This is a genomic window from Yoonia ponticola, assembly GCF_014199395.1.
GTDB lineage: Bacteria > Pseudomonadota > Alphaproteobacteria > Rhodobacterales > Rhodobacteraceae > Yoonia > Yoonia ponticola.
In genome coordinates this window covers 26,131-48,736 of sequence record NZ_JACIJM010000007.1, presented here as the reverse complement: position 1 = coordinate 48,736, position 22,606 = coordinate 26,131, and the positions used below count along the sequence as shown (strand labels likewise).

General features: G+C 57.3%; 24 protein-coding genes. 12 read left to right on the top strand and 12 right to left on the bottom strand.

The features are described 5' to 3' along the window. Nucleotides 1-8: 8 nt before the first annotated feature. Together FHS72_RS12665 and ubiA are read right to left on the bottom strand one after the other, a co-directional pair. On the bottom strand, nt 9-1,880 hold the full coding sequence (locus FHS72_RS12665) for an OmpA family protein (RefSeq protein WP_183529691.1): 1,872 nt from the start codon (nt 1,878-1,880) through the stop codon (nt 9-11). A gap of 61 nt (nt 1,881-1,941) precedes the next feature. Then, complete coding sequence (gene ubiA, locus FHS72_RS12660; RefSeq protein ID WP_183529689.1) at nt 1,942-2,913, bottom strand: 4-hydroxybenzoate octaprenyltransferase; 972 nt, start codon at nt 2,911-2,913, stop codon at nt 1,942-1,944. Nucleotides 2,914-2,924: 11 nt separating this feature from the next. Between ubiA and FHS72_RS12655 the strand changes: the two genes are divergently transcribed. From FHS72_RS12655 to FHS72_RS12635, 5 genes are all read left to right on the top strand, one after another. After that, complete coding sequence (locus FHS72_RS12655; RefSeq protein ID WP_183529687.1) at nt 2,925-3,653, top strand: 16S rRNA (uracil(1498)-N(3))-methyltransferase; 729 nt, start codon at nt 2,925-2,927, stop codon at nt 3,651-3,653. Next, entirely contained in the window at nt 3,650-4,489 is an 840-nt protein-coding gene (locus tag FHS72_RS12650; protein ID WP_183529685.1) for a GNAT family N-acetyltransferase, read from the top strand. The genes FHS72_RS12655 and FHS72_RS12650 overlap by 4 nt, the downstream gene beginning before the upstream one ends. Continuing rightward, the gene (locus FHS72_RS12645) at nt 4,482-5,000 is read left to right on the top strand and encodes a hypothetical protein (RefSeq protein ID WP_183529683.1); all 519 of its coding nucleotides are present in this window, start codon (nt 4,482-4,484) and stop codon (nt 4,998-5,000) included. Before FHS72_RS12650 ends, FHS72_RS12645 begins: the two co-directional genes overlap by 8 nt. A gap of 57 nt (nt 5,001-5,057) precedes the next feature. After that, nucleotides 5,058-6,428 (top strand): glutamate--cysteine ligase, encoded by a 1,371-nt coding sequence (locus FHS72_RS12640; protein ID WP_183529681.1) that lies wholly within the window; start codon nt 5,058-5,060, stop codon nt 6,426-6,428. Between the two features lie 221 nt (nt 6,429-6,649). Beyond that, the gene (locus FHS72_RS12635) at nt 6,650-6,991 is read left to right on the top strand and encodes a hypothetical protein (protein WP_183529679.1); all 342 of its coding nucleotides are present in this window, start codon (nt 6,650-6,652) and stop codon (nt 6,989-6,991) included. Here FHS72_RS12635 and plsY read toward each other — a convergent pair. From plsY to FHS72_RS12610, 5 genes are read right to left on the bottom strand one after another with little or no spacing between them, the layout of a single operon-like run. Continuing rightward, a complete protein-coding gene (gene plsY / locus FHS72_RS12630) occupies nt 6,974-7,588 on the bottom strand; it encodes a glycerol-3-phosphate 1-O-acyltransferase PlsY (protein WP_183529942.1) in 615 nt (204 codons plus the stop codon). The genes FHS72_RS12635 and plsY overlap by 18 nt on opposite strands. Then, entirely contained in the window at nt 7,588-8,874 is a 1,287-nt protein-coding gene (gene pyrC / locus FHS72_RS12625; RefSeq protein ID WP_183529677.1) for a dihydroorotase, read from the bottom strand. The genes plsY and pyrC overlap by 1 nt, the downstream gene beginning before the upstream one ends. Before the next feature lie 42 nt (nt 8,875-8,916). Beyond that, the gene (locus FHS72_RS12620) at nt 8,917-9,441 is read right to left on the bottom strand and encodes a hypothetical protein (protein WP_183529675.1); all 525 of its coding nucleotides are present in this window, start codon (nt 9,439-9,441) and stop codon (nt 8,917-8,919) included. Further along, nucleotides 9,414-9,947, bottom strand: a complete 534-nt coding sequence (locus FHS72_RS12615) for an FXYD domain-containing ion transport regulator (RefSeq protein WP_183529673.1) — start codon at nt 9,945-9,947, stop codon at nt 9,414-9,416. Before FHS72_RS12615 ends, FHS72_RS12620 begins: the two co-directional genes overlap by 28 nt. Next, entirely contained in the window at nt 9,944-10,903 is a 960-nt protein-coding gene (locus tag FHS72_RS12610) for an aspartate carbamoyltransferase catalytic subunit (RefSeq protein WP_183529671.1), read from the bottom strand. The genes FHS72_RS12615 and FHS72_RS12610 overlap by 4 nt, the downstream gene beginning before the upstream one ends. Nucleotides 10,904-11,016: 113 nt before the next feature. Here FHS72_RS12610 and FHS72_RS12605 point away from each other — a divergent pair, with 113 nt between their 5' ends. Together FHS72_RS12605 and moaB are read left to right on the top strand one after the other, a co-directional pair. Beyond that, nucleotides 11,017-11,814, top strand: a complete 798-nt coding sequence (locus FHS72_RS12605; protein WP_183529670.1) for a uracil-DNA glycosylase — start codon at nt 11,017-11,019, stop codon at nt 11,812-11,814. Then, nucleotides 11,811-12,341, top strand: a complete 531-nt coding sequence (gene moaB / locus FHS72_RS12600; protein WP_183529668.1) for a molybdenum cofactor biosynthesis protein B — start codon at nt 11,811-11,813, stop codon at nt 12,339-12,341. Before FHS72_RS12605 ends, moaB begins: the two co-directional genes overlap by 4 nt. A 4-nt stretch (nt 12,342-12,345) precedes the next feature. Here the strand turns inward: moaB and FHS72_RS12595 are convergent, their stop codons facing one another. After that, entirely contained in the window at nt 12,346-13,155 is an 810-nt protein-coding gene (locus FHS72_RS12595; RefSeq protein ID WP_183529666.1) for a protein-disulfide reductase DsbD domain-containing protein, read from the bottom strand. A gap of 106 nt (nt 13,156-13,261) precedes the next feature. Between FHS72_RS12595 and FHS72_RS12590 the strand changes: the two genes are divergently transcribed. Continuing rightward, nucleotides 13,262-13,825, top strand: a complete 564-nt coding sequence (locus FHS72_RS12590; protein ID WP_425511120.1) for a YqgE/AlgH family protein — start codon at nt 13,262-13,264, stop codon at nt 13,823-13,825. Here the strand turns inward: FHS72_RS12590 and FHS72_RS12585 are convergent. Together FHS72_RS12585 and FHS72_RS12580 are read right to left on the bottom strand one after the other, a co-directional pair. Continuing rightward, on the bottom strand, nt 13,822-14,418 hold the full coding sequence (locus FHS72_RS12585) for a hypothetical protein (RefSeq protein ID WP_183529662.1): 597 nt from the start codon (nt 14,416-14,418) through the stop codon (nt 13,822-13,824). The two genes, FHS72_RS12590 and FHS72_RS12585, sit on opposite strands and share 4 nt — an antisense overlap. Before the next feature lie 80 nt (nt 14,419-14,498). Continuing rightward, the gene (locus FHS72_RS12580) at nt 14,499-15,056 is read right to left on the bottom strand and encodes a redoxin domain-containing protein (protein WP_183529658.1); all 558 of its coding nucleotides are present in this window, start codon (nt 15,054-15,056) and stop codon (nt 14,499-14,501) included. A 15-nt stretch (nt 15,057-15,071) separates the two neighbouring features. On the opposite strand from FHS72_RS12580, the gene argH reads away from it, so the two are divergent. Both argH and FHS72_RS12570 read left to right on the top strand, forming a co-directional pair. After that, nucleotides 15,072-16,460, top strand: coding sequence for an argininosuccinate lyase (gene argH, locus FHS72_RS12575; RefSeq protein ID WP_183529656.1), 1,389 nt, complete (start codon nt 15,072-15,074; stop codon nt 16,458-16,460). Continuing rightward, the gene (locus FHS72_RS12570) at nt 16,457-16,645 is read left to right on the top strand and encodes a hypothetical protein (protein WP_183529654.1); all 189 of its coding nucleotides are present in this window, start codon (nt 16,457-16,459) and stop codon (nt 16,643-16,645) included. Before argH ends, FHS72_RS12570 begins: the two co-directional genes overlap by 4 nt. Before the next feature lie 4 nt (nt 16,646-16,649). Here the strand turns inward: FHS72_RS12570 and FHS72_RS12565 are convergent, their stop codons facing one another. Next, nucleotides 16,650-17,489 (bottom strand): sulfotransferase domain-containing protein, encoded by an 840-nt coding sequence (locus FHS72_RS12565; RefSeq protein ID WP_183529652.1) that lies wholly within the window; start codon nt 17,487-17,489, stop codon nt 16,650-16,652. A gap of 170 nt (nt 17,490-17,659) precedes the next feature. On the opposite strand from FHS72_RS12565, the gene lysA reads away from it, so the two are divergent. Together lysA and FHS72_RS12555 are read left to right on the top strand one after the other, a co-directional pair. Beyond that, nucleotides 17,660-18,925: a diaminopimelate decarboxylase gene (lysA, locus tag FHS72_RS12560; protein ID WP_183529650.1), complete on the top strand. Its 1,266-nt coding sequence runs from the start codon at nt 17,660-17,662 to the stop codon at nt 18,923-18,925. Nucleotides 18,926-18,991: 66 nt separating this feature from the next. After that, nucleotides 18,992-21,658 (top strand): DUF4175 domain-containing protein, encoded by a 2,667-nt coding sequence (locus tag FHS72_RS12555; RefSeq protein ID WP_183529648.1) that lies wholly within the window; start codon nt 18,992-18,994, stop codon nt 21,656-21,658. A 7-nt stretch (nt 21,659-21,665) separates the two neighbouring features. Here FHS72_RS12555 and FHS72_RS12550 read toward each other — a convergent pair whose 3' ends face one another. Further along, a complete protein-coding gene (locus tag FHS72_RS12550) occupies nt 21,666-22,538 on the bottom strand; it encodes a zinc-ribbon domain-containing protein (RefSeq protein WP_183529646.1) in 873 nt (290 codons plus the stop codon). Between the last annotated feature and the right edge of the window lie 68 nt (nt 22,539-22,606).

Here is a 22,606-nt window from a genome sequence, read left to right as displayed (position 1 = left end):
ATCCGTTCTTATTCAGTATCGTCAGCCGGAACTTCGGCTTCTTCTAATGCGGTGGGTTCTTCGGGAGCTGTTTCAGGCACAATCAAGTGGAATTCAATACGCCGGTTCGCTTCGCGACCGTCTGCAGTGTCGTTGTCGGCAATTGGATCTGCCTCGCCGTAGCCTTTTGCCTCAAAGCTGGACACGGGCACGCGGCGTGACCGCAATGCGTTGAGAACGGCGCTGGCACGATCTTGAGACAGTTGTTCGTTCATTTCTTCGCGGCCTTGGCTATCGGTGTAACCAGCGATTTCGATCCGCAGATCGGGGCAGCGTTTCAGAATGTCGGCAATATCATCCACGACGTCTGTGGTGTCTGATGTGATCGACGACGCGCCCGGATCAAAGGTGATCTTGCGATCTGTCGTGGCCTCGGTGATTTTGGCGACGCATTCTTCGGGGGTTGGCAGGCCAGCAATCGGGTCGAGTTCTTTGACATATTCGACGTCGATATCAAATTCAGCAGTTTGGCCCAGCTTATCGATCAGCAAGCGTGAAATGTCGGCTTGTGCTGTCTCTGATCCGGTTTTGCCACGCACTACAACAGAGGTAGGATCGACGACGACTGAACCGTTCGACAGTTGCGACATAGCCTCGATCCCGGCCAAGACGCGGATGACCCAGCCTGATGGCAACTCATCAACGACCCGTGTGCCCATGGTGACATTTGCTTTGCCGAATTTAGCGGCAGCGTAATTGGCGGCGGTGGTGTTTGTCAGGTCGTCCGGCACGCGCCCGCGTAGTTGCACGGCACCTTCGGGGCTGCGGGTGATGGTGAATTGCGGTGGTCCGGCAGAGGCGTCTGTTGGTGCGCGTGGCAGGTCAGACGCCAGTGCGTAGACGTCTGGCAGTGCGTTTTCCAACTGGCCCACGACACGGTCAAAGGTGCCTTGCGCCGTGCCTTGCGGTGCCACAAGCGCGATGTCGGTGTCAGAGATCGTGACCGTTCCGCCGCCGAGCTCTTTTACAGCGCCGATCGACAGAGACACGGCGTTGCCCCATGTGCGCGATGGCACGCCGAGCGCTTCGATGCAGCCAGCATTACCTGCAAAACCAGCGTCGCGGGCGGCGGCCATAATGGTGTTCAGCGCCTCGCGGCTATCCACGGCGCAGGCGTCGAAACGCGCGCCGTCTTCGTCGATGGCAAAGCGTGTAGTAAACGGCGAAATGACCGGACGCGGCGCAGTCAGATCGACCGTGATCCGCACATTGCTTGGTTTATTGCGCGACAGGTTGCTTTCCAGCTCGGCTTTTTCCAACTCGGAATCTGTGATCGCGTTCACGATGACGCGGGCCGAAGACACTGAAATCTTAGAGCGCGGCAAATCCGACAAGGCCCGCATCGCGTAGTTCAATGCAGCTTGCCAAGTTTCGGGGACCGGGTAATCGGCAACCTCTAGCAGATCGGTGACGTTTTGGCCGTCGGCAATGCGAGCGATCCGCTCGGCCAGTGCTTCGCGATCTGTATTGGCGGGGATCAGCCCAATCAGGGAAACGCCGCTGTCGTTACGCAAAATCTCGATGGCAAATTCGGGCGGTGCGATCGATTGCGAATCAACCACATCCATGTTGTCGATGACGCGGCTGGCATCCACGATGCTGCCTGCGGCGGACATGGCGCGGAAGCGGTGCGCCTCTGATGGGGCTTGTCCTTCGAGGACGACTTGCAGGCCGTCGCTGAGGACCGATGCCCAGTCATGGCCTTGATCTATTAGGACTTCGCGCACACCGACGACTGACCGTTCTTCGATGAAGGTAACGGCTGTTCGTGCTGAGACGACGCAGACTCCAGCGGCGGCGGCAAAGACGACAAGTCGGGTGAACAAAGCTGACAAACGCATTATTTTTGTAGTTTTCTCGTTATTGTCTGGTCTGCATAGGCTCCAAATGCCCGAGGTTCAATCAAAGGAAAAACGCGACGGCGAAAAATAGCACTGGGATAAGGCCAGCATTCCGGTTGGAACGGAACAGCATCAGCAACCTGTCGTTGTTTTCTGGATCGAACCGCCCAAGCTGCCAGACCAAGTGCCAGCCCATCGCCCAAGGCCCGCCAAGAGCCACGACAAGCGACAGGATTGAACGGTCAAGCGAGGCCATGACAACGGCCAGCCCCAGCAATAGAACGGTCCCGATAAGGAAATACCGCAGCCATGTGCTGGACTTGTCGCCAAAGAGGCGTGCCGTGGATTTGACGCCGATTAGCGCGTCGTCTTCGGTGTCTTGGTGTGCGTAGATGGTGTCGTAGAACAAAGTCCACGCGATACCCGCGACGTATAGAACGACCGCTGGCCATGCGAGACTGCCTGTTTGTGCGGTCCATGCCAGCAATGCACCCCAGTTAAAAGCGAGGCCAAGGAACACTTGCGGCCACCACGTAAACCGTTTTGCAAATGGGTAGATCGCGACGGGAATGATCGACAGGAAGCCAAGCAAGACGGCCATGTTTGGAAACGTCAGCAGAATGGCAAGCGAGACGAGCGATTGGATCAACATCCACGCAAGGGCGGCACGGACGCCGACTTGGCCTGATGGAATCGGGCGGGACCGCGTGCGGGCGACTTTGGCGTCGATATCGCGGTCGGTGATGTCGTTCCACGTACAGCCTGCGCCGCGCATGAGAAACGCACCGATGCCGCAGCCGACGATGATCCAGATCGAAAAGGCGTTGAACGAGTTGGTCGCGAGGCAGGCGAGTGCGACAGCCCAGAGGCACGGAATATAAAGCAACCACGTGCCGATTGGTCGATCTGCACGGCTTAACCGTAGATATCCGCGCGTGGCGGCGGGCGCCCAATGATCAACCCAATTGCCAGCGCTGTCTGCCACGGTTCCTAATTCTGCGTCGCCCTCTGGCGTCTTGTCGTTCTCGGTCATAAAGTCCGCCCATGGCATCAAAAGTTCGTCTTTATGTAGAGCACCCGCTAGGGGAAGGGCAATTGGTCTCGCTGTCGCGGGAGCAAGCCCATTATTTGTTTGGCGTCATGCGGATGACCGCTGGCACCGTTTTGTCGCTGATTAATGGTCGCGACGGCGAATGGGACGCCGAGGTGATCGAGGCCGGTAAACGCGGTGGGGTGCTGGGCTGTCAGGCGCAGACAAAACCGATGCAGATGCCGCCTGATCTGTGGTTACTGTTCGCGCCCATCCGCAAAGAACGCATGTCGTTTATTGTGGAAAAAGCCACCGAACTGGGCGCCGCCAAGATCATGCCGGTGCAAACGAGCTATACAAATAACGGCGACCGTGTGCGGTTGGAGAAATTGCAGGCGCAGGTTGTCGAGGCGACAGAGCAATGCGGCGGCACCTTTGTGCCAGAGGTCACAGCACCTACGAAGCTCAAGCAGGTATTAGCGAATTGGGACGTGACGCGGACGTTATATTTCTGCGACGAGGCGATGATTGGTGAAGCGGCAGGGTTCAATGGGCCTGCACCGACGAATGGTGCTGCGATCCTGATTGGACCCGAAGGTGGGTTTTCACCTGACGAGCGCGAGATGCTGAAAAACCTGCCTTATGCGCAAATTATTAGCCTTGGGCCGCGTATTTTGCGGGCTGAAACAGCGGCCGTGGCTGCATTGACGCTCTGGCAGGCAGCCCTTGGCGATTGGAAATGATCCGCGTTGAAAGCGGCGACCGCGACGCTTTGATCGCATTTATGTCCGCCAACGCGCCGTTTTTGATGTTTCCACTGACGAATATGATCCGCTACGGTTTGGATGGTAAACACCCACGCGCGATGAAGGCTTGGGTCGCGAAAGACGGGGCTGAGATCACCGATGTGCTGACGATCAGTGCTGAAGGGATCGTGTTTCCGTGGTGTCCGAGCGGGGATTGGGCTGCTGTCGCTGACGTCCTAAAGGGGCGTCAAATCAAAGGATTTATTGGCGAAAAAGATCAAGTGACCGCGTTGCGCCGTGTCACTGGGCTGACCCGTCAAGCGGCGCTTGATGTGATTGAGCCGTCGTTCGCCCTGATGATTGCCGATCTGATGATGCCAAATATTCACGGCTTTACGCTGCATCCGCTAACTGCTGCACCGTTTGATTTGTTGGTTCATTGGCGAGCGAATTATCAGGTTGAGACGCTGGCGACGCCTGTGGATCAGGCACAAAGTCGGGCTGCGCGAGAAATTAAAGCCTATATCCAAGCCAATTCGCATCGTGTTTTGGTTCATGACGGAACACCTGTCGCGATGACCGGATTTAATGCGCAAATGCCTGATATTGTCCAAATCGGCGGTGTTTATACGCCGCCAGAATGGCGATCACGTGGATTTGCGCGGGTGGCACTTGCGATGCACCTGATGGAAACATCACTTGATGGTGTGACCAAGGCCGTGCTGTCGGCTGCGAATGATGCAGCGGCGCGGGCCTATGCTGCGTTAGGATTTGAACGCACGGGCAGTTTTGCTGTCGCACTTTACGAAGAAACGCAGGTGGCGCATGGCTGATTTTTTCCGACCCGAAGCAAAGGCGCTGATCTGGCGATTTCGCGATGTTTGGGGTGCGCTACTGGTACTGGGTTTGGGGATATATTGGGCTGCGACGGGCTATGGCTTTGTCGTTTGGCTGGGGTTTTTCATTGCAGGCTTGGGCGTTGTTCTACTCGTCGCTGGTATCCAGCGCGGTCGCTTTCGCCAAGGGAATGATGGGCCGGGCGTCGTGCAGATTACCGAACGCAGGCTTGCATATTTCGGCCCGCTTAGCGGCGGTGTAATGGATATCAATGACCTGTCGCGGCTTAGTTTCGACCCCACCGGCCATCCCGCGCCCTATTGGATACTGACCGGACCAGAGGCCCGCGATATCGCTATTCCAACCACCGCTGCTGGTGCTGAGGCGCTGTTTGATGCATTTTCCAGCCTGCCCGGCATCAAGACCGAAGCCATCCTTGGCGTTCTGTCCGATCCGCCCGATCATCAGGTTGTGATCTGGTCGCGTCCAGTTCATCTCTTGCATTAGTACGCATCTGCGTTCACCAAAGACGTTCAGATACACTCAGTTGAGAAAGACCAACAGATGTCCATTCCCCAAACCGGCGGCGGCCAGATCGAAGATCATTCTCAACTAGCAGAAATGCTATCCAAGGGCTGTAAACCCAAAGAAGACTGGCGCATCGGCACCGAACATGAGAAATTTGGCTATTGCCAAGATAGCCTGATGCCGCTGCCCTATGAGGGTGATCGGTCAATCAAGGCTGTACTGAACGGTTTGAAAACACGCTACAATTGGGCGCCCGTCGAAGAGGGTGGCAATATCATCGGCCTGACCAAAGACGGCGCGAACGTCTCGCTAGAGCCGGGTGGTCAGTTGGAATTGTCCGGTGCGCCTTTGGAAACGATCCACCAGACCTGCGACGAAGTGAACGTCCACCTCGAAGAGGTGAAATCCGTCGCCGACGAGATTGGCGTGAAATTTATCGGTCTGGGTGCCGCCCCCGAATGGACGCACGAGCAGATGCCCCTGATGCCAAAGGGCCGTTATAAGCTGATGAACGCTTATATGGAAAAGGTCGGCACGCATGGCACGCAGATGATGCGGCGGACCTGTACGGTTCAGGTGAACCTTGATTTCGGGTCCGAGGCCGACATGGTGCAAAAGCTGCGCACGTCGCTTGCATTGCAGCCTGTGGCGACAGCGTTGTTTGCCAATTCGCCGTTCTTTGAGGGCAAAGTAAACGGGCATAAATCATGGCGTGGCCGGATTTGGCGCAGCCTCGATGACAGCCGCACGGGCATGCTGCCGTGGGTGTTTGAGGACGGTATGGGCTTTGAGCGCTGGGTCGATTGGGTGCTCGATGTGCCGATGTATTTTGTCTACCGCGACGGGAAATATATCGACGCGCTGGGCATGTCGTTCCGCGATTTCCTGAAGGGCGAACTGCCTGCATTGCCGGGTGAAAAGCCGTTGCTGTCCGATTGGGCGGACCACCTGACAACGGTGTTCCCCGAAGCGCGGATTAAGCAATTCATCGAGATGCGCGGCGCAGACGGCGGCCCTTGGCGGCGGCTATGTGCGCTGCCTGCGTTCTGGGTTGGCATGATGTACGACCAGACGGCGTTGGATGCGGCATGGGACCTGTGCAAAGACTGGACCGCAGAGCAGCGCGAAGCGTTGCGCGTTGCGGCGTCTGTGGATGGTCTGCAAGCAAAGGTCGACGGCATCAACATGCACGATCTGGCACGTGAAGTTGTCGCGATTTCACATGCTGGTCTCAAAGCACGGGCGAAACCCGGTGCGGGCGGCATGGTCGCGGACGAGACGCATTTCCTAAACGCACTGCACGAAACCATTGAAACTGGCAAAACACCTGCGGATGAATTGCTGGACCACTACAATGGCGACTGGAACGGCGATCTGAAGCGGATCTATAGCGACTATTCTTATTAAGTAAGGGTTAAGACAAACGTTGATCATTTGCATCCAGTCCGGTTTCACCAGACATATTCACCCGCCAATTTAGGCGGCATTGGATGTTATACTGTGCATTCGGCGCAGCGCATGGCCAACGTTTGTCTACGATCACATTCGCTGATTCTGCTTAATGCACAGTTAACGACAACGCGATCCGCCACATTTCGTTGCTTTATGATGGGAACAGAGGGCTAGCCATGTCGTTTCTACTGAACCCGCGTTGGGTGATGCTCATTTTGCTGGCGTTACCCGTCACGGGCATGACCGCGATACACCCGCAGGCTGGCAGTGCATTTGTGATGGGCGCGTGGGCTGGCGTTTTGATCGCAGGCCCGCCGATATATCTCGCGGCGTTGATTTTGCGGATACAAAGCCTTGCTGACACGCTGCGCCCGCTGACGAATATACCGATCCTGATCGCGTTCACGATTGTGCTGCTTTACCTTGCGGACGTCGATTTCGGCCCGCTTGGGGTGCTTGGTGGGGTTGGGATCGCTGCGTGGTGGATCAGAAAGAAAGTGTCATTCGGTCTTCTTTGAGCCGATTTTCGTTTCGGTGCCGTTCCGCAAGCGTGTGATGTTGTCCGCGTGGCGAATGTAGACCAGAACGGCCAGCACGAGCAGTAGAACGACAAGCTCTCCTTGACCAAGAAAGATCGCGAAGGCTGGTGCAAAGCCTGTGGCGAGCAGTGCGGCGAGTGATGAGAACCGGAAAACAGCCGCGATCAGTAGCCATGTCAGGCAACATACAAGGCCGATTGGCCATGCCAACGCCCACATCATGCCGAGGTGTGTCGCGACCCCTTTGCCGCCTTTGAAGCCAAGCCAGACTGGGAAACAATGCCCCAAAAACGCCGCGAGTGCTGCGATTTGCACCGCATCTTCGCCCGCGAAAGCCCGTGCAAGTAGAACCGCGACGGCACCTTTGCCTGCATCAAAGAGCAATGTCAGCGCGGCTGCTTTTTTGTTGCCTGTCCGCAAAACATTGGTCGCGCCGATGTTGCCGGACCCGATGTCGCGCAGGTTTCCGAGCCCCAGCATTTTGGCTACGACGATCCCGTAGGGCACGGACCCTAGCAGGTAGCCAATCGCAGCCCACAGCAGCAGACCGCCCATTCCAGTTGTGATTTCTGGCATCATTTGTCTTCTCCTGCCACGCGATTGCCCGCGACCCACGTACCTAGGACGCGTCCTTGCATCCGTGCGCCGTCAAAAGGTGTGTTCTTTGATTTTGACTGAAGCGTTTCGCGGTTTAACACAAATGGCGCATCAGCGTCGAATAGGACCAGATCGGCTGGCGCGCCTTTGCGTAGGCGTCCCGTTTTCAGTCCCAACAACCGCGACGGGTTCAGTGATAAGGCGCGGAACAAGCGTGGCAGGTCGATCTGGCCTTCGTGATACAGGCGTAATGCTGCTGGCAAAAGCGTCTCTAGTCCCACGGCACCGCTCGCGGCCTCTTCGTAAGGCAAGCGTTTGCTTTCTTCGTCCTGTGGTGTGTGCATGGAACAAATGATGTCGATTAGGCCATCCGCGACGGCTTGGACAACGGCGATGCGGTCTTCTTCGGATCGCAGCGGTGGTTTGAGTTTGAAAAACGTCCTGTAGTCCGCCACGTCGAGTTCATTCAATGTCAGGTGGTGAATACCTATACCCGCCGTCACATTCAGACCGTTGCGTTTCGCGCGTTCCAAGGCGGGCAAGGCGCGTGCAGTGGTGATTTGGTCGGCGTGGTATTTCGCGCCAGTCATTTCAATCAAGCTGATATCGCGATCAAGCCCCATGCGTTCAGCCATGGGCGTCACGCCGGGCAGGCCGCGCAGGGACGCAAATTTGCCGGATGTGACCGCTGCACCATCCGACAAACCGGGGTCTTGGACGTGGGCAATCACCAGCGCGTCGAGCGATTTTGCGTAGGTCAGCGCGCGTGAGAATACCTTGGTATTGGCGACAACGCGGTCGCAATCTGTAAAGGCCACGGCACCTGCGTCGGTCAAAAGCCCGATCTCGGTCATCTCGCGACCTTCGCGGCCTTTGGTCAACGCGGCCATCGGCAATACGCGCACAGGGGCATCTAGGGCGGCACGACGTGCCACAAATTCCAGAATTTCGGGCGTATCAATAGCGGGCAGCGTATCGGGGCGGGTGACGATCGTCGTCACACCACCAGCCGCAGCAGCCCGTCCAGCAGTGCGAAAACTTTCCTTGTGCCGCTCGCCCGGTTCGGACACTTTCACGCCGATATCAACGATGCCGGGGGCCAGACATTTGCCGCCGCAGTCCACAATGGCAGGTCCGGTGATGTCGGGATGTGTTTCCTCAAACACGCGGCTGATCTTGCCGTCCTCAACCAGAATAGCGCCGGACGTATCGCTTAGGGCGACTGGATCGATCAAACGTGCGTTGGTGAACAAGGTTTTAGTCATTGCAGGTCTTTCTGATAAGCGCAGCCGCTGCGAATAGGCGTGTCATATCTCGGTGTCTCCGGCAAGTTTACGCATTTGGATAAAGACGTCGCGGGCATCGGTGATGCGTTCAAAGCCGATATCTGTTCTTTTACGTCCGCTGGTGCGGGATGAGAAAAAGATCGAAGGCGGGGTGCCGTTGCGGTAGATTAGATCGTCTAACGCGGGGATATCGTAGCTTGCCCGTTTTGTCCCTACCGGTTTGGCGATCAACATACGTTGGTTCGTCAGGCGGTAGCGCGTGTAATACCGGATCAAGCTATCAATCACGGGCATTGCCATGACGATCGCCACGCCCGCGATGATCCCCGGTGCGAGGATTCCCCAATAGCTGCCAGTATTGGCCCGATCAATCACGGTCGCAAGCCCAAGGCAGGCCAGTACAAGAGTCACGGCGAAAATGCCGGTGGCCATGGTCGTGATACCGAACCGCAGTTTGGCGTCGGGGCGGCCCTGCCAAAGGATTGTTTCGTCAGCCTTAAGAGCGGGAAAGTCCGACATCAGCCGCCGATCCAGATCATCAGCCAAACGAATATGCCCATCAGGAGTAGAACCACCGTGGCGACCATGCCGCCGATGCGGGCGTCGGATTTGGGTGCTTTGGTCGGCGGGGTCAGCGTGCCTTGGCTGCTGTCTGATGCGAGCGGGGTCAGTGCAGGTGGTGCGGCCACTTGTTCAGCAAATGTGGCGACCAATTTGGCGTCACCGTTGGTACGTAGCGTTGCACCTTGGTCGCCAAATGCGCCGGACCTGATGATCGCAAAGCTGCCTTTGAGGCCGTTCAGCATATCCATTTGTGGTGCGATTTCAGCCTCAGTGATACCGTAACCCAGCATCAAAAATTGCGCGAGACCAAGGTCGTGCAGCGCGGTCTCGTGGACAATCTGCACGTCTTTTTCTGTGACAATTTTTGCGCCTAGGGCCTGTCCGAGCCGATCATAGTCGTCTTGCTGGTCGATCTCAGAATCTAGCTGGTAGGCCAGTTGGAAGACACGGACTTTGCCGTATTCGTGAGGCGCGATTGTGTCGGTCATACCATCACGCCCTCTAGCGCTGCACCGCGCCGCGCCCGTAGGTTTCGCGCGAGCAAGTCCATTGCGGCCATGCGGACGGCCACACCCATCTCGACCTGCGTTTGGATCACGGATCGGTTGATGTCGTCGGCAATCGTGCCGTCGATTTCAACGCCACGGTTCATCGGGCCGGGATGCATAACAATCGCGTCGGGTTTGGCGTGCGCGAGCTTTGCCGCGTCCAACCCGTAGCGGTGGTAATATTCGCGCTCTGACGGGATGAAACCACCGTCCATGCGTTCTTTTTGAAGGCGTAGCATCATCACGACGTCAACGTCTTTGAGGCCTTCTTCCATGTCGTGAAAAACCTCGCAGCCGAATTCGGCCACGCCAGATGGCATCAATGTCGGTGGGGCGATCAGGCGGATGCGGTTTTCCATCTTGCCAAGCAGCATGATGTTGGACCGCGCAACGCGGGAATGCGCAACGTCACCACAGATCGCCACGGACAGACGGTGAATGCGTCCCTTAGCGCGGCGGATCGTGAGCGCATCCAGCAACGCTTGGGTCGGGTGTTCGTGCTTGCCGTCGCCAGCGTTCAGAACCGCGCCGTTGACCTTTTGGGCCAGCAGATCAACCGCACCGGAATGTGGATGACGCACGACCAGCAAATCGGGGTGCATCGCGTTCAGCGTCAACGCGGTATCAATCAGCGTCTCGCCCTTTTTCAGCGAGGACGCTTGCATCGCCATGTTCATCACGTCTGCGCCGAGCCGCTTGCCCGCCAACTCGAAGCTGGCCTGCGTTCGCGTGGAATTCTCGAAGAACATGTTGATTTGCGTCATGCCCGCCAGCACATCGCGGTGCCGTACAGAGTTGGGATCATTGGCGTATTGATCGGCCAAATCCAGAAGCGTGGTGATTTCCGTGGGGTGGAGCGGCTCAATCCCCAAAAGATGCTGGGCGCGAAACGACATGGGCGGCTCCTTTTGCGTTGTTTGGGCCGTTATAGGAAGCAGGCTGGGATCACGCAACGGGGTCTGCGCAATCAACGCTACCGTATGCCGTATTTGCGCGGTATGTTTCGCGCATGGATTCTGTAAGTACAACATATTGGGACGACCGCGCGTTGCTGGAATGGCAGCTTGAGTTGGGCGCCGACGAGGCAATCGACGAAACGCCGGTGAACCGCTACAATCTGGAGCCCGCCAAGCCGAAAGCCGTGCCGAATCCGAATGCTGGCCCAGAACGGCCCGCGCCGATTGTTGTCAAAGAGTTGGATACAGTCGCACTGGCAAAATCCGCGGCGGCGGGTGTGTCGGATTTGGATGCGTTGCGGGCGGCTCTGGACGGGTTTGATCATTGTCATTTGAAGCGCGGTGCGCGCAAAATGGTGTTCGCTGCGGGCAATCCTGCAGCGCGTGTGATGGTCGTGGGCGAAGCCCCGTCGCGCGAAGAAGACGTAGCGGGGCGACCATTTGCAGGCGTGCAGGGTGATTTGCTGGCGAAAATGATGGCGGCGATTGGCTTGGCGGCTGATGCCGATGACCCTGCAAAGGCTGTTTATATGGCCACCGCGATGCCGTGGCGCGTGCCCGGAGATGGCCTGCCTAATCGCAAAGATATGGCGATGATGCGTCCGTTTCTGGAGCGGCATATCGCGCTTGCGAACCCTGATGTGGTGATCTTGATGGGCAACACGGCCTGCCAGATGCTGCTGGATAAAACCGGGATCAGCCGTTTGCGCGGCAAATGGACCGAAGTCGTAGGCCGCCCTGCGATGCCGATGGCCCATCCGATGTCATTGCTGAAAACGCCACTCGCGAAACGAGATGCTTGGGCTGATTTGCTTGATGTGCAAGCCAAACTAAGGACGATATCCTCATGACCGACCGCGCTTTTGTGCCAATCCGTATCGCCGTGCTGACCGTGAGCGATACGCGCACCACCGCCGATGATAAATCCGGAAATACCCTTGTCGCGCGGATCGAAGATGCTGGGCATTTGGTCGCGGATCGGATGATTTTACCTGATGAACGCGCTCAGATCGCGGATCAGTTGCGCAAATGGTGTGCGGATGATGCGGTTGATGTTGTGATCTCGACGGGTGGTACGGGTCTAACGGGGCGTGATGTGACTGTCGAAGCCCACCGCGATGTGTATGAGAAAGAAATCGACGCCTTTGGCACGGTTTTCACGATTGTTTCGATGCAGAAGATTGGCACCTCTGCAGTGCAAAGCCGCGCAACGGGTGGTGTGGCGAACGGCACTTATCTGTTTGCGCTGCCGGGTAGTCCGGGGGCGTGCAAAGACGCTTGGGATGAAATTCTCGTCAAGCAGCTCGATTATCGGCACATGCCCTGCAATTTCGTTGAGATCATGCCGCGTTTAGACGAACATCAGCGGCGCAAATAACGCCTTAGCCGCCCACGCATCCACGCACGTCTACGGCGTAGTCGCTGCCTAACACGGTGATACGGACGGCGGATCGGTCCAAAGCAAAGCTACTCGATGTCGCGTGGATCATATCGACGGTTGCTTGCAGGGTATCGCCAGAGCGTGTGATGTCGGCTTGGGACACCCAGACTTCTGGATTTCCGGCTTCGATCACGACTGATTCTACGGTGCCTGCTGATGGCATAGTCAGCGTTGCCGTCACCGTCAGGCCGGAATCCGCTGGTGATACGCGGCAGATCGCAGAGCGCACGCCAGCCTCTGTCGCATTCCGAGGTTGGTTCAGTAATGACGCTGTGATCGCGCCATCACGTTGGCCGTCCGTTGGTAACATCGCCAGAAACGGCAGCGACACAGGCACACAGATGTCTTCGCAAACGCCAAGCGTGACTTCGCCGGACATCTGGATTGGGGCGGACGGGTCTGCTTGGGTCAGTTCAATCGGCAAAACGAGCGTGTCGTGGTAGCCGATCGACTGCATGTCCCCTTGGTCAAAAACCTGCGGGACAGGCCAATGGTACTGGGCTGCGGTGATATTTTGCGAACCAGTCCATGAAAACTCTGGCGGGATGCCAGCATCGCCGGGCGCACGCCAATAGGTTTTCCAACCGGGGCGCAAAGTGACGCGCAGTCCGGCCATATGGGTGCCTGACGCAGTCTGCCAACCGGGGATCACGTCGATCCGTGCGACGTCATCAAACGGCCCCGCAATCGCGGGGGACGCAGTGGCAACGAGCAGACATGTTGTCTTCAGAATCGACTTGAGTGTTTTCATACCCCCTACATAGTCAGGAACGACTGAAATTGAACTCACGTCTTGGCGAGCCAGATTTGTGTGACTTGCGTGATGCAGTCTGGCTTGCGACAATAGCTGGATGGAAATGACCCCAACGAATCTTACCGGAAAGTTGCTGATCGCGATGCCCGTCATGGGCGATGATCGTTTTGCACGCAGTGTCGTGTATATCTGCGCCCACTCTGACGATGGCGTGATGGGATTGATCGTTAACAAACCATCGCCGGAAATCAGGTTTCTGAACTTGCTCGAACAGCTCGATATTCCGATGGGGCCAAATGCACGCAAAATACGCGTTCACATTGGCGGCCCAGTGGAGCGTGCGCGGGGTTTTGTCCTGCATTCCGCTGATTACACGTCAGAAGGCGGGACGATGCAGGTTGATAACAACTTTGCGATGACCGCCACAATGGACGTGATCGAAGAGATCGCCCAAGGGGCCGGTCCGGCAAGCGCTATGATGGCGCTAGGCTATGCGGGGTGGGGTCCAGGGCAGCTTGAAAGCGAAATCGCCCGCAACGGGTGGCTGACCTGTGAGGCGGACGATGAAATCGTGTTTGGTCGTGCGAATGACTTTAAATGGACCGCCGCACTGAAAAATATCGGCGTCGATCCATTGTTGCTGTCGGAAACATCCGGTCGCGCTTAGTCTTTCTTTTTCGTCAGCGACTTCAGCAGGACAAATACACCCAAAACCAACGTGAAAGCGTCGATTGCGCCCGGACCAGTCATGCCGGGTGCGCCTTGTGGCAGGAATGGTTTGGCTTGCTGGATAGTGGCCTGCGTGTTTGCGGGCGCCGGGGTGCCGATGATGCCCGTTTCGCTATGTTTCGCTGTTTTGGACCAGTTTTTAAGCGCCGCACCAATACCTTTGAGCGCACGTGTCTCGGCATTGTCGCCGCCGTGGAACTGGGCTGACAATTCTTCTAGCGCGTCGATCACTTTGTCCAAAGCATTCGAGATCAGTTTGACATTCTCTTCGCCGCTTTTCAGGCGTTGGCCCGCGTCATGGTCCTTGCGTCCACCGGGATTGTGGCGGTGGATCATGTGATTAAAGTTGCTTTGCGATTTCATGTCGCGTTGCACCAACTTGATGGATTGTTCCCAACCATCAATTTTTGCGGCGAGCTGTTTGTGCGCCAATTTGCGTGAATCAAGCGCACCGGGCAGGATTTTGATCGTCTCGCTTCTGATTGTTAGGGCAAGCTGTTCGAGGCGGATCACTTTGGCCTGATGTGACATAAAAAGTCCTTCGTTAAATACTGGTGTTCAGACGAGCGTAACATGCAGGTGATGACAGTAAAGCGACAATCTTAAATGCGTCACTCTGCGTCGCGGATCGCCGTCAGGATCGCAACTGCGCTGTCGCTGTTCCAGTGGGCATCACCCTGCAGGCGGGCCATTTCGCGACCTTCGCGGTCCAGAATAATCGTGACGGGTAGGCCCATGACGCCCATGTCACGCGCCAATGCCGATTTGGGATCGGCGTGCAGCGGCAGGTTATCAACTTCGATTTCGGCAAAGAACCGTTCCATCGCAGGGCGCGGATTACGGCCTGTGGCGATTGTCACAACGGAAAAGTCATCGTCGCCCAATTGATCTTGCAGGTCCGACAGTTGCGGCATTTCGGCCCGACACGGCGCACACCATGTTGCCCAGAAATTAACAAGCGTGATCTGACCTTCATAATCGGCCAGCGTCATTTCCGCCCCATCTTCGCTAGTGAAAGCCACGTCAGACGCCGCTTGCGGATCGGAATGGAAGTTCAGCTTGCGCATATCGCCTTCCCGCAAGGCCTCAAACGCGCTGACGTCGGCCAGAGCAGTATTTGCAAGCAGGGTCAGAGCCGTATAAAGCAAGGCAGATTTCAATTTCAGCACGGGGCTTCCTTTCTCATGACAAAATCCGCGAATACGATGTGGGGTGGCCGTTTTGCCGCTGGACCGGACGCCATTATGGAAGCGATCAACGCTTCTATTGGGTTCGATCAACGCCTAGCTGCCCAAGACATTGCTGGTTCGCGTGCCCATGCCGCCATGTTGGCCGCCACAGGCATCATTACGGATAACGACGCCGAAGCGATCCGTGAAGGCCTGCTCACGGTGTTGTCAGAGATTGAAACCGGAAAGTTCCCGTTTTCGACCGCGCTGGAAGACATTCACATGAATGTCGAGGCGCGTCTGAAGGATTTGATCGGCGAACCGGCAGGTCGTTTGCACACAGGTCGGTCGCGTAACGATCAGGTCGCCGTCGATTTCCGCCTTTGGGTGCGGGATCAATGTGATGCGGCAGATGCGGCACTAGAGGCGTTGATGCAATCGTTGTTGGGGCAGGCCGAGGCTGGTGCTGATTGGGTTATGCCCGGATTTACGCATTTGCAGGTCGCGCAGCCTGTGACGTGGGGCCATCATATGCTGGCTTATGTCGAGATGTTCGCGCGTGATCGGTCGCGTTTCGCTGATGCACGCAAGCGGATGAACACGTCGCCTTTGGGTGCTGCGGCACTTGCGGGCACCTCGTTCCCGATTGATCGCGACATGACCGCCAAGGCGCTTGGGTTTGATCGCCCGATGTCGAATTCCTTGGATGCTGTTGCTGACCGCGACTTCGCGCTAGAATTTATGGCCGCCGCATCCATCACCGCGATGCACTTGAGCCGTCTGGCCGAGGAATTGGTGATCTGGTCGTCTGCCCAGTTCCGTTTCGTGAAAATGTCCGACAAATGGTCCACCGGATCGTCGATCATGCCGCAAAAACGCAACCCAGACGCGGCAGAGCTGATTCGTGCCAAAATTGGCCGGATTTTCGGGGCGAACGTTGCCTTGATGACGGTGATGAAGGGGCTTCCGCTGACCTATTCCAAGGACATGCAGGAAGACAAAGAGCAAGTGTTCGACGCCGCTGACCACTTGCTTTTGGCTCTGGCTGCAATGGCAGGCATGGTCGCTGATATGGAAGCCAACGTGCCGTCGCTAGAGGCCGCCGCCGCCACTGGGTTCTCAACTGCGACTGACCTTGCCGACTGGCTCGTGCGCGAATTGGGCCTGCCGTTCCGCGATGCGCACCACGTCACCGGATCGCTCGTTGCGATGGCAGAGGCGAAATCTTGCGACCTGCCGGAATTGTCCCTAGCTGACATGCAATCCGTTCACCAAGATATCACGCAAGCGGTGTTTGATGTTTTGGGTGTGAAGAATTCCGTTGCATCGCGCACCAGCTTTGGTGGGACGTCACCTGCAAATGTGCGGGCGCAGACGGCGGCTTGGAAAGATGCTTTGAAATGAAAACCATGGTGCTGATCTTGATCGCTGCGGGGCTTGCTGGTTGCGGCGCGAATGGTGCGCCTGTGCGGCCCACGGCCAGTTCGAGCATCTCGATCGGCACTAATGGCGTCTCAGCAGGCACAAGCGTGGGCGTGGGCAACGGCATTCTGTCGGTCGATGTCGATCAAAGCATGTGGTCGCAGTAGCGCCCTAGAGGTAACCTAGCGCCTTCATTATTTTGCCATGTGTTTTGGTCAGCGCGTCGATTTGTGCCTTGCTCAGATTGTCGCGCCAACCGCCCGCCGTACCAGACCGGAAAAACTGCGGCTGATGCGCGGTATTTTCGGAAAAGGCTTCGGTCTGTTCCTGCTTTTGTAGCTCGTCAAATTTGGAATGCGCGATAGCGCGGTCTAGTTTGTCCGCATCAACCGCGACGCCCATGTGTTTGAGAACACTGCCGAATACTTTCTTTGGCGCGTCGTGCATGTCTTCGTAACGAATGACGCTGACCTTGAATGCTTTACTCGCCGCCCAGCTTTGCACATGGGACGACCAGTCAGACGTGAATTGCAGCGCCGCGCCTTTGGAGCCGCCGACAACGGCACGCGGTTCTGCCATGCGTGCGATTGTCTCGTCGATGCTCAATCCGTAATGGCTGGCGAACGACAGCGCCACGTCGCCCGGATGGCGTGCGACGTAGATCGCGCCGCGTGTGTATGCGCTAGGGATCAAGGCCACGTTGTTGATCGTGCTGTTGTAGTTGTGCGTTTTAATCAGCGCGACCTTGGGGCCTGTGGTCACGATGTTCAGCAGGCTCTTTTCGCGCAAGGCGATGGTTTTCTGAGCGTCGGCAAGGTCATATGGGCCGCCGTTCGCGCGTGTGTAATGGGCCGCTTCGCTGTCAGAGTAGCCAAGTTTGCGAACCGCGTTGATCGCGAGCGGCGCGTCGCCACCTAACAGATAGTTCGCCAGAACGATCCGCAACCAAGTGTTGCCGGACTTTGGGTAGGATGCCAGCCAAAACAGGGACTTGGTGGATGATTGAGCCATTCTGGGAACCTCGGTGGTGATTGATCTGTGCGACTTGCGTTGCCTTCACTTAGTCGTTTGAGGGGCAAATGCCTACAGTGCAGGTGAAAATTTGGTTGCTGTTGCAATAGGCGCTTGGGCCTCTGCCGAAATCTGTTAGGAAAGCGCGACATAATTCCAAGAGGCACAGCATGGACCATTTTTTGTATCGCGACGGGCAGTTGTATGCGGAAGACGTGCCTGTGGCCGAAATCGCAGCGGCTGTTGGCACACCGTTTTACGTGTATTCCACGGCGACCCTGACGCGGCATTTCCAACTCTTTGACGATGCGCTGGACGGCACCGATCATCTGGTGTGTTTCGCGATGAAATCACTGTCTAATCAGGCGGTTATCAAGGTTTTGGCGGATGCCGGGGCTGGTATGGATGTCGTGTCCGGTGGTGAGTATTACCGCGCAAAGGCTGCAGGTGTTTCCGGCGACAAGATCGTGTTTTCCGGCGTCGGCAAAACCGTCGATGAAATGCGCATGGCATTGGAAGGCGGTATCCGTCAGTTCAACGTGGAGAGCGAACCAGAGATGGTCGTGCTGGACCGCGTGGCGCAATCGCTGGGCGTGGTTGCCCCGATAACCGTGCGCGTGAACCCAGATGTAGATGCAAAAACACATGCTAAGATCGCGACAGGCAAGTCCGAGAACAAGTTCGGCATCCCGATTTCGCGGGCACGTGAAGTCTACGCGATGGCTGCGAAAATGCCCGGTCTCAAGGTGATCGGCATCGACGTTCATATCGGCTCGCAACTGACTGATCTTGCCCCGTTCGAGGCGGCCTACCTCAAGGTTGCCGAATTGACCGAACAGCTACGCTCTGACGGTCACGAGATCACGCGGCTTGATCTCGGTGGCGGGCTTGGCATTCCGTATGCCCGCTCCAACGAGGCACCACCGCTGCCGTCTGATTATGGCGCGTTGATTAAACGCACCGTCGGCCATCTGGGCTGCGAGATAGAGATCGAACCGGGCCGTTTGATTTCCGGCAATGCGGGTCTGCTCGTGTCCAAAGTTATCTACATCAAAGAAGGCGAAGACCGTCAGTTTATGATTATCGACGGTGCGATGAACGACCTCATCCGACCTGCAATGTATGACGCCTACCATGATATCGACCCGATCATCGAATCTGTGCCGGGTGCGGAGCCTGCGAAATATGACATCGTCGGCCCGATCTGTGAAAGCGGTGACACCTTTGCAAAGGCCCGTGTGATGACCGAAGTCAAAGCCGACGATCTGATCGCGTTCCGCTCTGCGGGTGCTTACGGCGCGGTGATGGCGTCGGAATATAACTCGCGCCCGTTGATCCCCGAAGTTCTGGTGAATGGCGATCAATTTGCGGTTATTCGCGCACGCCCTACCTATGAAGAGATGATTGGACGCGATACGCTTCCAACATGGCTCTGATCCGGTAAGGTGGGTCTATAGAAAAGGACATAGGCCCTGACACAACGACCCACATCCCCTGACAAAATGCGCCACCTCGCGTTTCCGATTGCTGCGACTCGTGCGGGCATGATCGCGGAAAACGTGACGCGGGCATTCTGGCCGTTCTGGTCGGTGCTGTTCGTGGTGATCGCGCCGTTGATGTTCGGCTGGCAGGACTTGGTTTCACGCGAAACGCTACTGGGTTTTGGCGCAGTGGCTGCTGTTGCCCTGATCGGGGCATTGGTTTGGGGTGCGCGTCGCTTTAAAATGCCCGCGCGTGCCGCCGCTGTTGCTCGCGTGGACGCGGCATTGCCCGGGCGTCCGATTGCGGCCATCGCCGACACTCAAGCGATTGGCGCAGGCGACCCCGCCTCCGAAGCTGTGTGGAAAGCGCATGTCGCCCGCATGGAAGACCGCACGAAACAGGCGGCTTTTGTCGAACCTGATCTGCGGATTGCGGATCGCGACCCGTTTGGTCTGCGTTTTATCGCGCTGTTATTTTTCGTTGTGGCATTGCTATTCGGCTCGCTTTTGCGGGTCGGCACTGTGATCGACCCGAACGGTGGATCAACGCTAGTCGCGGGTCCGGTTTGGGAAGGATGGGTCGAACCGCCTGCCTACACGGGCAAGCCGTCAATCTATCTGAACGACATTCCTGCAGGCGTATTGCGCGTGCCTGAAGGGGCGCAAATCACGATCCGCATGTATGGCGAAGTCGGTGCGCTGACCGTGGTCGAAGATGTGTCTGGCACGGTTGCTGATCCCGAGGTCAAACCGGAAACCCAGCAGACATTCATCGCAGCAAAAGACGGCACACTCGTGATTGAAGGCGACAACGGGATCGCGTGGAACCTGCTTGTCGTTGCTGACCTGCCGCCGCTGGTCGAACTCACCGGACCGGTTGAGGCTGACGCGATGGGCGAGATGTCACAGCCGTTTTTAGGGCTGGATGATTACGGCGTTGTGTCTGGCACGGCGACGATTGCGCTTGATCTGGATGCCGTTGATCGCCGCTACGGGCTGGCTGCTGCACCCGATGCGATTGAACCGCTCGTGCTGGATTTGCCGATGCCGTTCACGGGCGACCGGACGGATTTCGAAGAATTTCTGGTTGATGACTTGTCAGAACACCCGCTCGCGAACTTGCCTGTGACCATGCAGCTTGAGGTCGTTGATGCATCTGGGCAGGTGGCAAATTCCCCCGCAGAGCCGATGATCTTGCCGGGTCGTCGTTTCTTTCAGCCCTTTGCAAAAGCCATCATTGAACAGCGCCGCGATTTGATGTGGTCGCGCAGTAACGTGTCGCGGATCGCGGACGTGATGAAGGCGATTTCGCATCGTCCTGAGGGGTTGTTTGCAAACGAGACCACCTACTTGCGGATGCGGGCGATTATCCGCAGGCTTGATGGGTTCGTGGATGACGGGATCACGGACGAGGGTCAGGCCGAAATCGTGACCGCGCTCTGGGATCTTGCCGTGCAACTCGAAGATGGCACGCTGGCTGATGCCCGCGAACGGATGCGGCGCGCGCAAGAGCGTTTGTCAGAGGCGATGCGCAGCGGTGCGAGCGAAGCTGAGATTGCAGAACTGATGCAAGAATTGCGCGAAGCGACCGACGACTACATGCGTCTGCTCGCCGAAGAACAAGGTCCACAAGAGGGCGACGGCACCGATCAAGCGGACAGCGGCGAAGAATCTCGTGAGGTCAGTCAAAGCGAAATCGACGCGATGATGGACCGCATTCAAGAGCTGATGGAAGAAGGCCGCATGGCCGAAGCCGCGCAATTGATGGAAGAATTGAACCAACTGCTTGAGAACCTGCAATTTACGGAAAACGGTCAAGGCGGGGATGGCCCGCCGTCACCCGGTCAGCAAGCGATGGAAGACCTCGAAGACACGCTGCGCGAGCAAGAAGACCTGTCCGACGATGCGTTCCGCGAACTGCAAGAGCGGTCAAACCCTGAACGCCAGCAGGACCAGAACGGCGAGCAACAAGGTCAGCAAGGCCAAGAGCCGGGTCAGCAGCAAGACCAAGGCCAGCAAGGTGGCGAACCGGGCGGCCAGCAACAAGGCCAGCAGGGGCAATCCGAAAACCAACAAGGTGAAGACGGCCAGCAAGGCGAAGGTCAAGGTGTCGGCGAGGATAGCCAAGGCGGCGGTCAGGACGATCAAGGCACTGGTGGCGAAGGCAGCGGCGCAGAAGACGGGCGGTCCCTGTCCGAACGTCAACAAGCGCTGCGTGACGAATTGCAACGCCAACGCGGCGGCTTGCCAGACCTTGAGGGTGAAGAAGGCGAAATCGCCGGAAACGCGCTTGATCGTGCTGAACGCGCCATGGAAGGTGCCGAACAGGCACTGGGCGACGGTAATCTGGCCGAAGCCATTGATCGCCAAGCCGAAGCATTAGACGCATTGCGCAACGGGATGCGTGCGCTGAACCGTGCATTGGCTGAAAACCAGTCGCAAGAACCGGGCGAAGGCGAACAGAACGGCGGTGCCATACCACGTTCAGAGCAATCGCAGCGTGATCCTTTGGGGCGTCAGTTGGGGTCTGAAGGCGGGCAATTCGGAACGGATGAAGGCATGTTGCAAGAGGGCGATGTGTATCGCCGCGCCGAAGAATTGCTAGACGAACTGCGCCGTCGCAGCGCAGACCAAGAACGCCCAGAAATCGAACGCGATTACCTGCGCCGCTTGCTGGATCGGTTCTAAGCGCAGCTTAATCAGTCGCGATTGCGGCCAGCATGGTTTGCATACTGTCGTCCAGCCAAATGCGCGCGCCGTCAACGACGTCCACATAGCTTTGCATGACACCAGCAAGCGCAGGGATAGCGGCGGCGATCCCGTCCGCTTGGGTATAAAGCAGCACCAACACCAGAATAATCAGCAAGACGGTGACAAAGCCGCGCCGGAAACCTTTGCGATTGGCCTCGTTCGCTGCAGCAGGTCCGGCGGTGCCATCTTCGATACGTTCCGCATCTGATCGCAAGCTTGAATTGATTTCTTCGATGTCAGGCAGCAGTTCGCGGCGCGATGCTTGGGCAGCAGCGGCCACGGTCGCGGCGGTGCTCGCTGCAGCGGCTGCGGGCGGCACAGAGTCCAGCCTCGGTTCTGCGGGTCGTTGCATCGTGGGGAACGGTGCTGGATCGGTCAAACCAAGGTCGGATTGGCTTTCCATCGGGGAAGGCGTTTCTGATTTGCGTTGAGCTACTTCTAATGCGGCTTCTTCGCGCAGAATATCTGCAACCGATGGATCAACGGGTTTGCGATTTTTAGGCGGCTGCGGGGGAGGGGCTAGGTCCTCGTCCTCGACGATATCGCGGAAGGCGTCCTTGATCGACCCGCTGAACCGATCCGCATCCGGTGTTTGCGGTGGTGTTGGTGCCACAGACGGGGCCGCAGTCGGTGCAGGCGCGGACGGCGGCGGCGGAGTAGGCGTGCGCTGTGCTGGTGGCATGTCATTCGCAGAGGCGCCCGGCGTTTCAAACCACGTATGTTGGCAATTTGAACATTGGACATCCCGCCCCCCGCTAGGGATGGCATCATCAGCTACCGCATATTGGGCGCCACAATTTGGGCAAATTAGCCGCATTATTGTTTTCCTTCTGCCGATAAAAGGCAGCTAGACTCGTGAATGGTCCCTAACAATTATCAATCACA

What these genes read in the sequence shown, in the direction of transcription:
- FHS72_RS12665 (WP_183529691.1), bottom strand. Translation starts at nt 1,880, where the DNA reads ATGCGTTTGTCAGCTTTGTTCACCCGACTTGTCGTCTTTGCCGCCGCC.
- ubiA (WP_183529689.1), bottom strand. Translation starts at nt 2,913, where the DNA reads ATGACCGAGAACGACAAGACGCCAGAGGGCGACGCAGAATTAGGAACC.
- FHS72_RS12655 (WP_183529687.1), top strand. Translation starts at nt 2,925, where the DNA reads ATGGCATCAAAAGTTCGTCTTTATGTAGAGCACCCGCTAGGGGAAGGG.
- FHS72_RS12650 (WP_183529685.1), top strand. Translation starts at nt 3,650, where the DNA reads ATGATCCGCGTTGAAAGCGGCGACCGCGACGCTTTGATCGCATTTATG.
- FHS72_RS12645 (WP_183529683.1), top strand. Translation starts at nt 4,482, where the DNA reads ATGGCTGATTTTTTCCGACCCGAAGCAAAGGCGCTGATCTGGCGATTT.
- FHS72_RS12640 (WP_183529681.1), top strand. Translation starts at nt 5,058, where the DNA reads ATGTCCATTCCCCAAACCGGCGGCGGCCAGATCGAAGATCATTCTCAA.
- FHS72_RS12635 (WP_183529679.1), top strand. Translation starts at nt 6,650, where the DNA reads ATGTCGTTTCTACTGAACCCGCGTTGGGTGATGCTCATTTTGCTGGCG.
- plsY (WP_183529942.1), bottom strand. Translation starts at nt 7,588, where the DNA reads ATGCCAGAAATCACAACTGGAATGGGCGGTCTGCTGCTGTGGGCTGCG.
- pyrC (WP_183529677.1), bottom strand. Translation starts at nt 8,874, where the DNA reads ATGACTAAAACCTTGTTCACCAACGCACGTTTGATCGATCCAGTCGCC.
- FHS72_RS12615 (WP_183529673.1), bottom strand. Translation starts at nt 9,947, where the DNA reads ATGACCGACACAATCGCGCCTCACGAATACGGCAAAGTCCGTGTCTTC.
- FHS72_RS12610 (WP_183529671.1), bottom strand. Translation starts at nt 10,903, where the DNA reads ATGTCGTTTCGCGCCCAGCATCTTTTGGGGATTGAGCCGCTCCACCCC.
- FHS72_RS12605 (WP_183529670.1), top strand. Translation starts at nt 11,017, where the DNA reads ATGGATTCTGTAAGTACAACATATTGGGACGACCGCGCGTTGCTGGAA.
- moaB (WP_183529668.1), top strand. Translation starts at nt 11,811, where the DNA reads ATGACCGACCGCGCTTTTGTGCCAATCCGTATCGCCGTGCTGACCGTG.
- FHS72_RS12595 (WP_183529666.1), bottom strand. Translation starts at nt 13,155, where the DNA reads ATGAAAACACTCAAGTCGATTCTGAAGACAACATGTCTGCTCGTTGCC.
- FHS72_RS12590 (WP_425511120.1), top strand. Translation starts at nt 13,262, where the DNA reads ATGACCCCAACGAATCTTACCGGAAAGTTGCTGATCGCGATGCCCGTC.
- FHS72_RS12585 (WP_183529662.1), bottom strand. Translation starts at nt 14,418, where the DNA reads ATGTCACATCAGGCCAAAGTGATCCGCCTCGAACAGCTTGCCCTAACA.
- argH (WP_183529656.1), top strand. Translation starts at nt 15,072, where the DNA reads ATGACAAAATCCGCGAATACGATGTGGGGTGGCCGTTTTGCCGCTGGA.
- FHS72_RS12570 (WP_183529654.1), top strand. Translation starts at nt 16,457, where the DNA reads ATGAAAACCATGGTGCTGATCTTGATCGCTGCGGGGCTTGCTGGTTGC.
- FHS72_RS12565 (WP_183529652.1), bottom strand. Translation starts at nt 17,489, where the DNA reads ATGGCTCAATCATCCACCAAGTCCCTGTTTTGGCTGGCATCCTACCCA.
- lysA (WP_183529650.1), top strand. Translation starts at nt 17,660, where the DNA reads ATGGACCATTTTTTGTATCGCGACGGGCAGTTGTATGCGGAAGACGTG.
- FHS72_RS12555 (WP_183529648.1), top strand. Translation starts at nt 18,992, where the DNA reads ATGCGCCACCTCGCGTTTCCGATTGCTGCGACTCGTGCGGGCATGATC.
- FHS72_RS12550 (WP_183529646.1), bottom strand. Translation starts at nt 22,538, where the DNA reads ATGCGGCTAATTTGCCCAAATTGTGGCGCCCAATATGCGGTAGCTGAT.